Source organism: Enterococcus sp. AN402, assembly GCF_040719405.1.
In the GTDB taxonomy this organism is placed as follows: Bacteria; Bacillota; Bacilli; order Lactobacillales; family Enterococcaceae; genus Enterococcus; species Enterococcus faecalis.
Genome location: NZ_JBFDTM010000004.1, coordinates 2,150,835 through 2,166,164 on the forward strand (window position 1 = coordinate 2,150,835; position 15,330 = coordinate 2,166,164).

At 37.5% G+C, this 15,330-nt stretch carries 13 protein-coding genes; 4 read left to right on the top strand and 9 right to left on the bottom strand.

The features are described 5' to 3' along the window. The first annotated feature begins 200 nt into the window (after window positions 1-200). The 4 genes from AB1I62_RS11805 (at window position 201) to AB1I62_RS11820 (ending at window position 5,887) form a co-directional block, all read left to right on the top strand. A complete protein-coding gene (locus AB1I62_RS11805) occupies window positions 201-2,147 on the top strand; it encodes an ABC-F family ATP-binding cassette domain-containing protein (protein ID WP_002368879.1) in 1,947 nt (648 codons plus the stop codon). Between the two features lie 14 nt (window positions 2,148-2,161). Beyond that, window positions 2,162-2,794: a GntR family transcriptional regulator gene (locus AB1I62_RS11810; RefSeq protein WP_002356525.1), complete on the top strand. Its 633-nt coding sequence runs from the start codon at window positions 2,162-2,164 to the stop codon at window positions 2,792-2,794. 200 nt (window positions 2,795-2,994) lie between these two features. Beyond that, a complete protein-coding gene (locus AB1I62_RS11815) occupies window positions 2,995-4,185 on the top strand; it encodes a glycine betaine/L-proline ABC transporter ATP-binding protein (RefSeq protein ID WP_002388977.1) in 1,191 nt (396 codons plus the stop codon). Beyond that, window positions 4,178-5,887: an ABC transporter permease/substrate binding protein gene (locus tag AB1I62_RS11820; protein ID WP_002384135.1), complete on the top strand. Its 1,710-nt coding sequence runs from the start codon at window positions 4,178-4,180 to the stop codon at window positions 5,885-5,887. Before AB1I62_RS11815 ends, AB1I62_RS11820 begins: the two co-directional genes overlap by 8 nt. 284 nt (window positions 5,888-6,171) lie before the next feature. Here the strand turns inward: AB1I62_RS11820 and AB1I62_RS11825 are convergent, their stop codons facing one another. From AB1I62_RS11825 to AB1I62_RS11865, 9 genes are all read right to left on the bottom strand, one after another. Further along, window positions 6,172-6,906 carry a YcjF family protein gene (locus AB1I62_RS11825; protein WP_002384134.1) on the bottom strand — a complete coding sequence of 245 codons (735 nt, stop codon included), beginning with the start codon at window positions 6,904-6,906 and terminating at the stop codon, window positions 6,172-6,174. 119 nt (window positions 6,907-7,025) lie between these two features. Then, entirely contained in the window at window positions 7,026-7,928 is a 903-nt protein-coding gene (locus AB1I62_RS11830; protein WP_010713166.1) for a diacylglycerol kinase family protein, read from the bottom strand. A gap of 122 nt (window positions 7,929-8,050) precedes the next feature. Then, window positions 8,051-9,064, bottom strand: coding sequence for a sugar diacid recognition domain-containing protein (locus AB1I62_RS11835; protein WP_002379728.1), 1,014 nt, complete (start codon window positions 9,062-9,064; stop codon window positions 8,051-8,053). 141 nt (window positions 9,065-9,205) lie between these two features. Then, entirely contained in the window at window positions 9,206-10,354 is a 1,149-nt protein-coding gene (locus AB1I62_RS11840) for a glycerate kinase (RefSeq protein ID WP_002367172.1), read from the bottom strand. Between the two features lie 21 nt (window positions 10,355-10,375). Beyond that, window positions 10,376-11,668, bottom strand: coding sequence for an SLC13 family permease (locus tag AB1I62_RS11845; protein WP_002359581.1), 1,293 nt, complete (start codon window positions 11,666-11,668; stop codon window positions 10,376-10,378). A 108-nt stretch (window positions 11,669-11,776) separates the two neighbouring features. Further along, the gene (locus tag AB1I62_RS11850) at window positions 11,777-12,460 is read right to left on the bottom strand and encodes a VTT domain-containing protein (RefSeq protein ID WP_002382632.1); all 684 of its coding nucleotides are present in this window, start codon (window positions 12,458-12,460) and stop codon (window positions 11,777-11,779) included. 149 nt (window positions 12,461-12,609) lie between these two features. Next, on the bottom strand, window positions 12,610-13,683 hold the full coding sequence (locus AB1I62_RS11855; protein WP_002359578.1) for an ABC transporter substrate-binding protein: 1,074 nt from the start codon (window positions 13,681-13,683) through the stop codon (window positions 12,610-12,612). Then, complete coding sequence (locus AB1I62_RS11860) at window positions 13,680-14,516, bottom strand: ABC transporter permease (RefSeq protein ID WP_002356512.1); 837 nt, start codon at window positions 14,514-14,516, stop codon at window positions 13,680-13,682. The genes AB1I62_RS11855 and AB1I62_RS11860 overlap by 4 nt, the downstream gene beginning before the upstream one ends. Further along, on the bottom strand, window positions 14,516-15,322 hold the full coding sequence (locus tag AB1I62_RS11865; RefSeq protein ID WP_002356510.1) for an ABC transporter permease: 807 nt from the start codon (window positions 15,320-15,322) through the stop codon (window positions 14,516-14,518). Before AB1I62_RS11865 ends, AB1I62_RS11860 begins: the two co-directional genes overlap by 1 nt. Window positions 15,323-15,330: the final 8 nt, after the last annotated feature.

Consider the following 15,330-nt stretch of genomic DNA (forward strand, 5'->3'; position numbering starts at 1 on the left):
ATACTTTCACTTAAATCTTATCCATTAACATAATAGCAGTTTTTCACAATAAAAAGCAATTCTATGGCTCAAAAATAGCATTTTTCTTCAAAAGTTTGTGATAAAAGGTATAAACCTTCACAAAGCATTTTTTGATACGTGCTATTTTAGCAGATTTTATGCTACACTAAGGGCAATGAATTTAGAAATGAGGACTACTGATGATTTTATTACAAGCAAATCAAGTTGCCCGGCATTTTGGCTCGGAAACATTGTTTGAAAACATACATTTAGAAATTGCAACAAAAAGTCGGATTGCCTTAGTTGGTCGTAATGGTGCTGGAAAATCGACTTTTTTAAAAATCATTGCAGGCATTGATGCTCCCGATAGCGGAACCATTGCCAAAAATAAAACTGCTACGTTAGGTTATTTAGCTCAAAATACCGGCTTAGAATCAGATAAAACCGTTTGGGATGAAATGACAAAAGCCTTTGCTGACATCCTAGAAATGGAACAGCGTATGCGAGAATTAGAAACCAAAATTAGTGAAATGGAGCCAACCACTTCCGTTTATGAAGGAATTTTAAAAGAGTACGATCAATTGCAACATACGTTTTCTGAAAAAAATGGCTACGGCTATGAAAATGAAATTCGCTCAGTCCTTCACGGCTTTGGCTTCGATGAATCCTTTTACACGAAAGATATTCAAACCTTATCTGGTGGTCAAAAAACCCGGCTTGCATTAGCGAGAATGCTTTTACAAAAACCAGATATTTTAATTCTGGACGAGCCTACAAACCACTTAGATATCGAGACGCTTTCTTGGCTGGAATCTTATTTGCCAAGCTATGCCGGCGCCCTATTGATTGTTTCCCACGATCGTTATTTTTTAGATAAGGTAGTTAATGAAGTTTATGAACTGAGCCGCAAAAAAATGACTCACTACAAAGGAAACTATTCCAAATACTTAGAGTTAAAAGCAGAACAATTAGCCAGTGAATGGAAAGCGTATGAAAAGCAACAAGAAGAAATCAATAAGTTAGAAGATTTCGTTGCCAAAAATCTGGTTCGTGCATCTACAACGAAACGTGCACAAAGTCGCCGAAAAGTATTAGAAAAAATGGACCGTTTAGACCGACCTCAAGGAGATGAAAAATCGGCGCATTTTCTTTTCGATAGTGAAAAAGTCTCGGGAAATGTTGTTTTACAAGTCGAAGATGCCGCCATTGGTTACGACCAAGAACATATTTTATCCGAACCTATTCATTTGGATATTCGTCGCAAAGAAGCCATTGCCTTAGTCGGACCGAACGGAATTGGTAAATCTACTCTCTTGAAATCAATTATTGATCGCATTCCTTTCATTAAAGGAAGTAAAACTTTTGGCACCAATGTTTCTGTAGGTTACTATGACCAAGAGCAAGCCAATTTACATGGCAATAAAACGGTCTTAGCGGAATTATGGGATGAACACCCAACCACACCTGAAAAAGAGATTCGAAGTATTTTAGGCGGCTTTCTCTTCAGTGGAGACGATGTTGAAAAAACGATTCCTTTATTAAGCGGTGGCGAAAAAGCACGTGTGGCATTAGCAAAATTAGCGATGGATCGTGACAATTTCTTGATTCTCGATGAGCCAACCAACCACTTGGATATCGATAATAAAGAAGTTTTAGAAAATGCGCTGATTGATTATGAAGGAACCATCCTCTTCGTTTCCCATGACCGTTACTTTATCAATCGAATTGCAACAAAAGTTGTTGAGCTTTCTGAAAAAGGCAGCAAACTTTATTTAGGCGACTATGATTATTATTTAGAAAAGAAACAAGAGGAAGAAGAAATCGCTGCCCTCTTAGCTAATGAAGAAGCGGCGAAAAAACCCGAACCAGTTACAGCCAAAAATACCTTTTATCAAAACAAGGAGCAACAAAAATTACTCCGTACTTTGCAGAGAAAAATAACACAAGTCGAAGAAAATCTTGCTCAGTTAGATACGACAATTGCACAATTAGAAGCACAAATGAGTCAACCAGACATTCTAGAAAATCATGTTGAGTTGCTGGCTTTAAACCAACAATTAGATGACGCTCGTCAGCAACAAGATGAACTACTTGAGCAATGGGAAAATTTCAGTTTAGAATTAGAAGAAATGGAAAATAACAATTAACGGAGGGATTCACTATGGCTTCCAAAAAAATCAGTTTAACGAAGCCCAAATATCAACAAATCGCCGTTGATGTTGCGGAAAAAATTGCAGAAGGCAAATTACATGTTGGAGATAAAATCCATGCCCGTTCCACCCTAGCTAACCAATACCAAGTGTCGCCAGAAACAGCCCGCAAAGCCATTATCGTTTTAGTCGATTTAGAAATCGTTAAAGCCAAACACGGCAGCGGCTTCTATGTGGCATCAAAAGAAAAAGCGCAGGACTTTGTGACACAATATCAAGACGTTCAAACGATTGCTGAAATTAAAGAAGAATTGCTAGATAGCGTAGCGAAACAAAAAGAAGAACTTACTCATTTTTCTAGCATTCTAGATACTCTTGTTGAACAAACAAAGCGTTTTGATTCTTTCAATCCAATGAATCCTTATTCATTAGTTTTAACAGAAGAAGCTGCTTATCTTGAGGCGACGATTAGCGAAATGAATTTTTGGCAAAACACTTCGGCAACGATTATCGCCATCAAACACAAAGAAGAGCTTCTGGTCTCACCTGGTCCATATGCAAAGATTTCGTTGAACGACACACTTTATTTTGTTGGACATGACGAATCAACCTTACAACGAGTGCAGAATTTCTTTTATCCTTAAACAAAAAAGTGACTACTTATCTTGCGGTAAATAGTCACTTTTTTTATTTATTATTTCTATTTTTCATAAAAAACCACTATAAAACCTAGTTAAAATACTGTTTTTCTTCATTTTCAGAAAGATTTTCATCTAATTTGACAAAGTGACAACTTTATAGTAGTCTGATGTAGTCACTTTTTTTATTGAGGAGGAACAATGATTTGCCAAAAGTAAAAGTAAATCACCTTACCAAAATCTTTGGTAAGAAAACCAAACCGGCACTTGAAATGATTCGTGCCAACAAAAGCAAAACAGAAATTTTAGAAAAAACGGGTGCCACAGTCGGTGTTTATGATGTAAATTTCGAAGTTGAAGAAGGCGAAATTTTCGTTATTATGGGGTTATCAGGAAGTGGGAAATCAACATTAATTCGTTTATTAAATCGTTTGATTGAACCAACTTCAGGAAATATTTATATTGATGGACAAGATATTTCTTCTTTAGATAAAGAAGGATTACGTGAAGTACGTCGAAATAAAATGAGCATGGTTTTCCAAAACTTTGGTCTTTTCCCCCATCGAACTATCTTAGAAAATACGGAATATGGTTTAGAAATTCGTGGTGTTCCTAAAGAAGAACGCCAAGCAAAAGCTGAAAAAGCCTTAGAAAATTCTAGCTTAATTGCTTTTAAAGACCAATTACCAAGTCAATTATCTGGTGGGATGCAACAACGTGTCGGCCTTGCTCGTGCCTTGGCTAACGATCCAGAAATTTTATTAATGGACGAAGCGTTCTCTGCTCTTGATCCGTTAATTCGTCGTGAAATGCAAGACGAACTATTAGATTTACAAGAAAATGTCAAAAAAACCATTATCTTTATCACACATGATTTGAATGAAGCTTTACGAATCGGCGACCGGATTGCTTTGATGAAAGATGGTCAAATTATGCAAATTGGGACTGGAGAAGAAATTTTAACCAACCCAGCCAACGAATATGTGCGAACCTTCGTTGAAGATGTGGATCGTTCAAAAGTCTTAACTGCCCAAAATATTATGGTACCTGCTTTAACTACTAACATTGAAATTGATGGCCCAACTGTTGCTTTAAAACGGATGCGTCAAGAAGAAGTGAGTATGTTACTTGCCGTGGATAAAAAACGCCAACTAAAAGGTGTTGTACGCGCAGAAAAAGCTTTAGAAGCGCGTAAAAACGGGACTTCTCTTGTAGAATGTGTGGATCCAGAAATTCAAACAATCGACAAAGATATGTTAGTGAATGATATTTTCCCACTGATTTATGATGCACAAACGCCTCTTGCCGTGACTGATAACGGCAAACTATTAGGCGTGGTCATCCGTGGTAGCGTACTTGAAGCACTTGCAGAAACAGAGGTGAACGAACATGAATAAGTATCAATTACCTGTCGCGTCTTGGGTTGAAAGTTTTACTGATTGGTTAACTTCAACATTTGCTGGATTATTCAGCTTTTTACAAACAATTGGTCAAAGTGTAATGGACAACATTACTGCCTTACTAACAGCCGTACCACCACTTGTGCTGATTGTGCTATTAACGATTGCTGCTTTCTTTATTTCTAATAAAAAAATTGGCTTAAGTTTATTCACGTTTATCGGCTTAATGTTTATCTATAATCAAAACTTATGGAACGATTTAATGAGTACCGTTACGTTAGTTTTACTTTCTAGTGTTATTTCCATTATCATTGGTGTGCCACTAGGGATTTTAATGGCGAAAAGTGAAAAAGCCAAGAGTATTATTACACCGATTTTGGACTTCATGCAAACAATGCCTGGTTTCGTTTACTTGATTCCAGCCGTTGCATTCTTCGGAATTGGTATGGTTCCTGGGGTCTTCGCCTCTGTTATCTTCGCTTTACCACCAACCGTTCGCTTTACGAACTTAGGAATTCGACAAGTGCCAAATGAACTTGTTGAAGCAGCTGATTCTTACGGTAGTACTGGCTGGCAAAAATTATTCAAATTAGAATTACCTTTAGCCAAAAACACGATTATGGCTGGTGTTAACCAAACAACCATGCTAGCTCTATCAATGGTAGTTATTGCTTCAATGATTGGTGCGCCTGGATTAGGACGTGGCGTCCTTTCCGCTTTACAACGTGCACAAGTCGGGAACGGTTTCGTAAATGGTGTGGCTTTAGTTATTTTAGCGATTATCATTGACCGTTTTACTCAACATTTAAATAATAAAAAAGCAGCCCCTAAAGCAGCTGGTGCCACCTCTAAAAAGAAAAAATATGGGATTATTGCAGCGGTTGTTGTAATTGTCGCTGGCTTAGTTGGTGCTTCAATTTTTACAACAACAAATGATAAGCAAATTTCCCTTTCTTATGTGGAATGGGATACCGAAGTAGCCTCCACACATGTTGTTGCCGAAGTCTTAAAAGATATGGGGTATGATGTTAAAACGACTCCTTTAGATAACGCAATTATGTGGGAATCTGTAGCTAAAGGTGAAACAGATGCCATGGTTGGTGCGTGGCTACCAGGAACACACGCAGAGCAATATAAACAATATAAAGATAAATTAGACGACCTTGGTGAAAACCTTAAAGGTGCGAAGCTAGGAATTGTCGTCCCTTCTTATATGGATGTTGATTCTATCGAAGATTTATCTGATCAAGCTGGGAAAAAGATTACTGGAATTGAACCTGGGGCTGGTGTTGTTGCAGCAGCAGAGAAAACTAAAGAAGCTTATCCTAATTTGAAAGATTGGTCTGTTGAAACTTCTTCATCAGGTGCCATGACTGTCGCCTTAGGACAAGCAATTAAAAACAACGAAGACATCGTTATTACTGGCTGGTCTCCTCACTGGATGTTTGCAAAATATGATTTAAAATATTTAGCTGATCCAAAAGGCACTATGGGCGGCGAAGAAGCGATTCACACAATGGCTCGCCAAGGCCTAAAAGAAGATCAACCAGAAGCTTACAAAGTGTTAGATAATTTCCATTGGACAACTAAGGATATGGAATCTGTCATGTTAGAAATTAACGAAGGCAAAGACCCACAAGAAGCTGCACGCGATTGGGTTGATTCACATAAAGACCAAGTATCAGAATGGAAAAAATAATTCTTAACAAATGACTTCCCCATCTATTTAAAAGAGGGCGTTGAACAAATTGTTCAACGCCCTCTTTTTTCGCAAAAAAAACCACTCAGTTGGGTAGACTGAGTGGAAAGGAGTTATTTTTACTTGAGGAGTAAAAATGAAAAGTGTTTATGTTGGGTGTTTTGTTGGTATGCTTATATATTAACGAGAACCTGTGAATAATTTGTGACGAAAACCTTGGAAATTTGCTACGAATTACTTAAAAAAGTTTAAATGTGTCTCACCCTAGTTAATCGATACAGCGATTATTTCTTTTTAGCATTTTGGATGGCTTTAAATAATGTTGAAAATTGTCCTTTGAAAGACATCACATCATCAAAGATATCAACACCATCGTTTAACATTTTGACGGTAACCCAGCCAAGCGCTTCCGTAATTGCTACCGCAACTGAAGCATTGACCATGCCACCAGTCACAGTTCCGACAACAGGAATCACTTTTAGAATATTTCCGACTGCGCTCTTACCTAAACTAACCACTACTAATTCTTTGGTTAAACTTTTCCCTAAGCTTTCAGACCAAGACTGACCAAAAATTTTATGCAGCCGTGACATCATAGTTAATTGAACAGGTACCAGTAAAAAAGCATCCGAAAATGGAATTGGTGAAAACCCAATAATTGCTGCTGACAATGCAGCAAAATGAATCGTTTGATGACTTTTCTTTTTCACGTCAGGTGAAACACCAGCCAAAAATTCATCAAATACTTTGTCGAGTTGTGTTTGACTGTTCGTCACTAATTGTTCTGCTTTACCTTTAGAAGTTGCGAAAGCATTCATTATGGCCGTAGACGTTTTTTGTGGAAATTTTTTCAAGACATCTTGAAAAAAAGAACGAAATTCTGGGTCTTCGATTTCTTCATTCAATTGCTTAGTTTCTTGTTCTGCTAATTCTTGTTTTTCAATCTCTTCAAAAAGTTCTTGTTTCTTTTTGTTTTTATGTTTTTTTCTTCTCATCTCATTAACTCCCTTATCTATCAATATGTAGAAACAAAGTATAGCATAGCCCCTGATTGATTCTCTTTTAGATGATTTGAAAAGCCAGAACTTATCTGTTTTTTAAACAAATAGAAATGTTCTAGCTTTTCTCAAAAAATCAGCTATTTTGTTTGTTCTTCACCGCAATAGACCGTCAAGTGTTTAGGTAAAATTTCCAGCGTAATTGGCAAAGCAGCTCCTTCATCACCATCCACATTAGTGGTTAATTCTTCTTGGTTTTCTAAGGAGATTGTTCCTTCTTTAAAGGTTAGGTAAACTAAATTATCAGTGGACTGGTCGACTCCTTTTAACAAATCTGGGACTGCTTTTACTGCATCCCACAATGATTGATCTTTTAAATAAACTAAATGAAGTTTGCCATCATCCACTTGGGCCTCTGGTAATAATGTTTCAAACCCACCGATTGAATTCGTTAAGCCAACTAAAACGGTACTACTTTCAATGGTTTGTTCTTTTTGATCCAAGCTTAAATGAAAAGGATACGTTTGAGCATTCGCTAAATGTTTGGCACCTGAAATAAAATAAGCGAGTTTTCCTAACTTCGTTTTTTGTTCAACGTCCACGTCGTTAATTGACTCTGGAATCGTCCCAATCGCAACGACATTCATAAAGTAGTCGTCATTGATTTTCCCCACATCTAAAGCACTGGTTTTTTCTAAATCTAATTGTTGAATCGCTTCTTCAGGGTCCATCGGTAAATTCAAGGCTCGCGCTAAATCGTTCACCGTTCCTAAAGGAAAAAAGCCAAATTTTGGGCGGTAAGCTTGTTCTGCCAACCCGCTAATTCCTTCATTAACGGTTCCATCTCCCCCCATTACGAAAACACTGTCGAAGTGACTTTCCGCAGCTTCACGGGCAAATTGTTCTGCATCGCCGCCTTTTTCTGTTTGTTTCACTACAACTTCATCAAATAACTGCTTTAATTTTTCTTCTGCTAACGTTTCAAATTCTTTGGCTTTTTCACCACCAGAACTGGGGTTAACAATTAAAACTGCTTTTTTCACTGGTACCACTCCTCATTGATATCTAAATCGTTTGATTCCTTACAATTATTATAAAAGATATTTTTGATTCTGGCGAAAAATATGCTGACACTTGCTTAACAAACAAGCATTCCTGCTCCTCACTACTTTTCAAAACGTTCTTTAAAGCAATAGGCAAAATAATAGAACAATTTCCAAAAATCTTGCCAAACTTTTGGATCCATCCCCGTCAATTCATGAATTCGTTTCAAACGGTAATTCAATGTATTTCGATGGATATGTAATACTTGTGAGGTTTCATTGATGTTTAAGTTATGATTGGCGAAAAAAATAACGGTTTCATAGTATTCATCATAAATCGTCTGGATGGTTTCAAAAAAATCCAATTCAATATGAAAAGGAAAATTAAAAATTCCTTGAATGAAAAAATCTTCTGCTTGGTAAAACTTAGCCTTTTCTAATTGGAGAAACGATAGAAGTAAATACGTGTTTTGTGCCTCTTGGACCATTTGTTGAATTGTGGCTTTTTCCGAACTTATCACAAGGTATTCTGTTACTGGCTTTGTTATCTGAGGTGGTTCAGAAGTAATCACCAGATAACAATTTTCCCATTCAAATATTTCATGTCCAGGATAATAACTGGATAATAAGCGCTTGTCCTTGGTCAGTACACAATGATTCTGGTCATCTAATTGAAGGTTATATAGTTCCAACGCTTCAAGTTTTAAGGCTTCTGAGTAAGCAGAATCAACATGCATTAAGTGCTGAATAAACTGATTTTTTTGTTTCTTCTTTTTTTCGCGTTCTTGTTGTGTATTTAATTCTTCTGTCAGTAAAAGAACAATCGAGCGCACAAGCTTGGTAAATTTGCGCACCTCGTCTGGTTCTCCTGAAATGCCTACGACACCTAAAATGTGATTATTCAAAATAATCGGTTCATTGGTGCCTTTTTTCTCTAAAGAAGTATCTTTATAAATTTCAATATTTTTTCGTTCATTGATGGCTCTTTCTGCACCACGATGGCGCTCCCCAATTCGAGCAGAATCTCCACTCGCAATAATTTTTCCTCGTTCATCCATAATATTGATGTTATAAGGAATATCTGCCATCAACTTTTCAACAATTTTATTTGCTTGGATTTTGTCTAATTTTAACATTGCTATCGCCAACTTTCTAAAAAGCGAGTAGCGTTTGGGACATAAGCCGCAATGACTTATGTCCCAAACGCTTAATTCTTCAGATCAACGACTGAACATTTTTATTTCAGCTTTCATTACTGATGATACCATGGTTAGTTCTTAGTCACAAGGCACCAGCTGTAATGTACGAGCAATATTTTCAACGGTTCTTTCTAAGTTAACTGGTCCATTTTTCAATGCTGCTTCCAATGGTTCGGCTTTGGCCAAAATTCCAAAAATAGCCGTCATCCCTTCTTCATAGAGGACATCCACATCTTTGCCGATATAGCCAGCACAAGCGAAAACCGGTTTTTGATACTTCTTGGCCAAACGCGAGACGCCATAAGGGGCTTTGCCGAATTTTGTTTGAAAATCCATCCCGCCTTCACCAGTAAAGACATAATCAGCGGCTTTTATTTTTTCTTCTAATTGATTCACTTCTACGACAATATCAATCCCTGGGCGTAACTGAGCTTTCGTGAATGCTAGTAACCCTGCACCCAAACCACCAGCAGCTCCTGCGCCTGGCATCATCTCAACATCAATGCCGATCTCTTTTTTGATGATCGCTGCATAATGGGCTAAGTTTTTATCTAATTGAGCCACCATTTCTTCTGTCGCACCTTTTTGCGGGCCAAAGACATGAGACGCCCCTGTTGGCCCTGTTAGTGGGTTATTCACATCACTTGCTACTAGAACTTCGGTAGCAAAAATACGTTGATCAAACTGTGTTAAATCGATCTGCGCCAGTTTATCTAATGCACCACCGCCACGTGTCAATTCTTGCCCTTCCTTGTCTAACAAACGCGCACCAAGTGCCTGAATCATACCTGCACCCCCATCATTTGTCACGCTACCACCAATGCCGATAATGATTTTTTTTGCCCCATGATTGAGCGCATGTTGAATCATTTCTCCTGTACCATAAGTAGAAGTGATCAAGGGATTACGTTCTGCTGCTTTGACCAATTCAATTCCGTTGGCTTTCGCCATTTCAATGACCACCGTTTCTTGGTCACCTAATAAGCCGTAATAGGTTTCAACGATTTGATCAGGAAGCGGTCCTGCCACACGCACTGGTACTCTTGTGCCTCCTGTTGCATCCACTAAGGAATCCACCGTTCCTTCCCCGCCGTCTGCCATCGGGACATGTTGAATGTCTGCATCTTTAAATACAGCTAAAATCCCTTTTTCCATTGCCAGACAGGCTTCTTTTGCACTCATACTTTCTTTAAATGAGTCTGGAGCCAAAACAAATTTTTTCGTCATCTTTTCGCGCCTACTTTCCAACTAGTTTAAAATAAAGCCATATAAAATGGTTGCAACAATCGTCATTACCCCACCGACACACATTTCATAAGGAATCACTCGAATTCTTTCTTTAATCGTCATATTCATACTTTGTGCTGTAATATGGAAATAATTGCCTTGAGGAACACTATCAATCACAGTTGCCCCAGTATGCACCATGACTGCTGCTGAAAGTGAAGATGTGCCCATATCTAAAATCGCTGGTCCAAAAGAACCTGTCGCTAAAATAACCGCTGTGGATGTTGAACCAACTGCTAAGCCCATTAAAATACCAGAAATCGGTGCCAAGAAGGTTCCAGAAATTCCCATAACAGAAATTAAGTGGACAATTTGTGTTGATAAATCAGAAACAGAAATTAATCCAGCAATTGCACCTGCACCAATTAAAATTAAAACGGTATCGGTTACTCTCTTCAAGCCAGAAGATGCATAAAAGGCCAGTTGTTTTGTTTGCCCAATCGCAATTGTCCCAACAACTGAAGCGAACGGCAAAATATACAGAGCATCAATATTCAAACTTTTGATGAAAGAAATATTTAAAACGGCGCCAATCGGATTAAGTAATAATAAGACAATCGCTAACACTGGCGCGATTAACGCCTTTTTCAAAGGTAATAATTCTTTTGTTTGTTCCTCTACAAGATCCGTTTCTTTGACCATTGATCCTTTGCTTCTCATGATATTTGCAAGAACAACAGCTGTAATTAAGCCAAATACGGCTGGAATAAAACCAGCAATCATAACGTCACTTAAAGGTAAATCAAAGCCGTTCGCCGCTGCAATAGTATTTGGATTAGGCGAAATAATATTGCCCGCTTTGCCGCCACCTGATAAGGCAATCAATAATGATAACTTACTGATACCCGTACTTTTCCCAACAGATAGAGCAATCGGGGCAACAATCAACACTGCAACAGGAATGAATACGCCCACTGCTGTAATTACCATTGTGGATAATGCCAAAGATAAAATAGCTTTTTTCTCGCCAAGCTTTTGTACAATGGCGTTGGCAATTGATTCTGCCGCACCAGATTCCATCATCACACCCGCCAACATACCGGCTGCTAAGACACGGATTGCGGTTCCCATAATACTTTGTGTTCCGTTTAATAGAACAGCGACTGTATCTGACAGGGAAGCGCCTCCAATAAGACAACCAACAATTGCACCAAAAAACAAGGAATACACAGGATTAAATTTTTTCAAAATTAATACTATCGCTACAACTAATCCTAAAATTGCAGCAACCCAAGATATTGTAATATCTGGCATTCAAAATCAGCTTCTTAAATTGTTTACGCTTTCATTCTATCAAAGTCCTTTCTTTTTAAAATTGTAAATTTAACAGGATTTATTGTTCAAATGCACAAAAAACTGTTCTTAAAGAACAGTTTTTTGAAATCTTTTTCTATCTTTCTCAATAATGACCACCAAGCCAACGAACAAAAGAACACTCACAATTAACAATACTGCCGTTTTATTATATCCATGAAAGAGCGCTTCGCCTCCACATGCGTAAAGTATTGAGGAAGGAATCACACCAACGACTATCGCGGCTATTAAATTTTTTAATGACAACTGCATAGTATCCGCAGCAAAATTAATCACAGAAGAAGGAATAATTGGAATCATGTAGCCCACCATAATCCCAATTTTTGGATGCTTCATCCGTCGAATGGACTGGACCCAATGATTGGTCTCCGTTTTTTTATCTAAAAATTTTATATGATGCATCAAAAAGATTGCAACTAAATTTCCCAAACTATTCCCTAAAACGTTAATGAGTGTGCCACTAAATGGACCAAAACTCAATCCTGCAATCACACCGATTACCGAGGTCGGAATCCCTGGTACTGCACACATAATTACTGTCAAAAAAACTAACCACAGCGCTGCTGAAAAACCATGTGAACGAATTCGCTCTAATAATTGTGTCTTACTGGCTTTAGGATTCAAAAATAATTGAATATCTGTTTGATATTCTAGATACAAACGGTAACCAACCAACAGGATTAAAATAAGACCGCTACTGATTAGTAGTATTCGGATTGTTTTCCTCTTCATTTTCTTTGCTCCTTTTATGCTTTATACAAAGTGTAGCACAGGATTCTTTGTGCCTCAATTAGAAGCTTGTATGAATAAAAGCCGACCCTAAAAGTTAGATTTTTTAATCTAACTTTTAGGGTCGATTCGAAAGTTACAAAGGTACTTTTTTATTTCCGATACATCTTAAACTCCAAGAACAGATCGTTATAAATTCCTAAGTATTCTTGACCTAAGTCTTGGTAAACTTCTAAATGTTTGATGGTTTCATCATCTGGATAAAATTGTTTATCTTCGGCAACTTCTTTTGGTAATAGTTTTTTAGCTTCTTTATTTGGTGTGGAATAACCAATATATTCTGCGTTTTGTGCTGCATTTTCTGGTCGTAACATAAAGTTCATAAATGCATAGGCACCATCTTTATTTTTGGCTGTCTTAGGCATCACAATGTTATCAAACCAGAGATTAGAGCCTTCACTGGGAATCACATAATGTAGATGTTCATTGTTTTCTAGCATTTCAGCAGCTTCACCAGAGAAAGTTACAGCAACTGCACTTTCTTCATTAGCCATGTACATTTTGATTTCATCGGCAACAATTGCTTTGACATTGTTCGTTAATCGGTTTAACTTATCGGTAGCCTGACGTAATTGTTGGTCGTTTTTACTGTTTAACGAATAGCCTAAACTGTTCAAAGATAATCCTAACACTTCGCGAGCGCCATCAATCAGCATGACATTATTTTTTAATTCCGGGCGCCATAAATCATCCCAATGTTGGATCTGACGACCGTCAATAAATTTATCATTATAAATAATCCCCAACGTGCCCCAGAAGTATGGAACGGAAAACTTATTTTTGGGATCGAAGGATTGATCTAAAAAGCGTGCATCAATGTTTTCTAAGCCTTTTAATTTGCTGTGATCAAGTGGTAAAAGCATCTTCGCTTTCATCATTTTTTGAATCATATATTCAGAAGGAATGGCAATATCATAGGCTGTACCACCTTGCTGAATTTTTGTATACATGGCTTCATTAGAATCAAAGGTTTCGTAATTGACTTTATAGCCTGTTTCTTTTTCAAATTTCTTAATCAAGGCCGGATCTATATAGTCCCCCCAATTGTAAATGGTTAAGGTATCTGCTCCTGCCATGCCACTTGCTTTCTCCAATTGGCGCACGCCAAAAAACAAGATGACAATAATAGCGATAATGCCAATAAAAAGTGACTGTAATTTTTTCATTTTAACTTGGCCACCTCACTTTGTTCCCGACGCATTTTCTTTAAACGTTTTGGCGTATTGTCTTTACTGATAAAGTAATAACCGACAACTAGAATCATTGAGAATAGGAATACTAACGCACTTAAGGCATTGATTTCTAAACTAATTCCCTGACGTGCTCGTGAATAAATTTCAACAGATAATGTTGAAAAACCATTGCCTGTCACAAAGAATGTTACGGCAAAATCGTCCAACGAATAAGTAAAGGCCATAAAGTAGCCAGCAATAATTCCTGGCGCTAAAAAAGGCAAAATAATATTTTTAATCACTTGAACATTATTGGCCCCTAAATCCCGTGCCGCATCTACCATAGAATCGTTCATCTCTTGTAGTTTTGGTAAAACCATTAAAACAACAATTGGAATACTAAAGGCAATATGCGACAATAATACACTTGTAAAACCTAAACTGATAAACCCTACTGCCGTGAAGAAAATTAAGAAACTGGCTCCAATAATAACATCTGGTGAAACGAGTAAAATGTTATTAAAGCTAAGCAACGTGTTCCGGTTTTTACGACGTTTTGTATAATAAATCCCCATCGCACCAAATGTTCCAATGATGGTTGCTATTAAAGCCGATAAGAAAGCTAGCAAAAACGTATTCAGAACAATGGTTAACAAGCGTGTGTCTTCGAAAACGTTCCGATAATTATCTAACGTAAAACCAGTAAACTGATTCATCGTTTGCGTGTCGTTAAACGAATAAAAAATCAAATAAAAGATTGGTGCGTACAGTAGCGCAAAGACAACGAATAAATACACATAAGACCATTTAAACTTTTTCTTTTGCATTATTTGCCACGCCCTTTCTTCTTCTCACCCGTCAGCAACATCACAATAAACATGGCAACAATTAAAATCACACCAATTGTTGAACCCATGCCCCAGTTTTGCGTTACTAAGAAGTGTTCCTCAATCGCCGTTCCCAACGTAATCACCCGATTGCCGCCAATTAAACGCGTTAACATAAAGAGCGAGAGCGAAGGAATAAAGACAGCTTGAACGCCACTTTTCACACCGTTTAGGGAGAGAGGAAAAATGACACGGCGGAATGTTTCCGCACTGCTAGCTCCTAAGTCCCGACTAGCACTAATCAATGAAGGATTCATCTCTTCTAAGGCATTAAAAATCGGCATAATCATAAATGGAATTTCAATATACGTTGCGACAAATAAAAAACTGAAATCTGTAAACAGAATCTGGTGCGTACCCAAACCCATAAAACTCATAAACTGATTGATACTCCCATGAATACTGAAAATCCCAATAAAGGCATAAGCTTTTAATAATAAATTCACCCACGTTGGTAAAATAACGAGCATTAACCATAACTGTTTATGCTTGAGCTTTGTCAAAAAATAAGCCGTAGGATAACTTACCAATAACGTAAAAATGGTAATCAGAAAAGCATACCAAACCGAATTAATGGTCATACTTAAATACGTTCCTGATGTAAAATACGTTTGGTAATTCGCCAAGGTAAACTGGCCATTCATATCGAAAAATGATTGATAAATAATCATTAGCACTGGCGCAATGACGAATAAAAGTAACCACATTACATAGGGAATCGAATAAATTCGACGCATTGTTTTCATTTTATTTT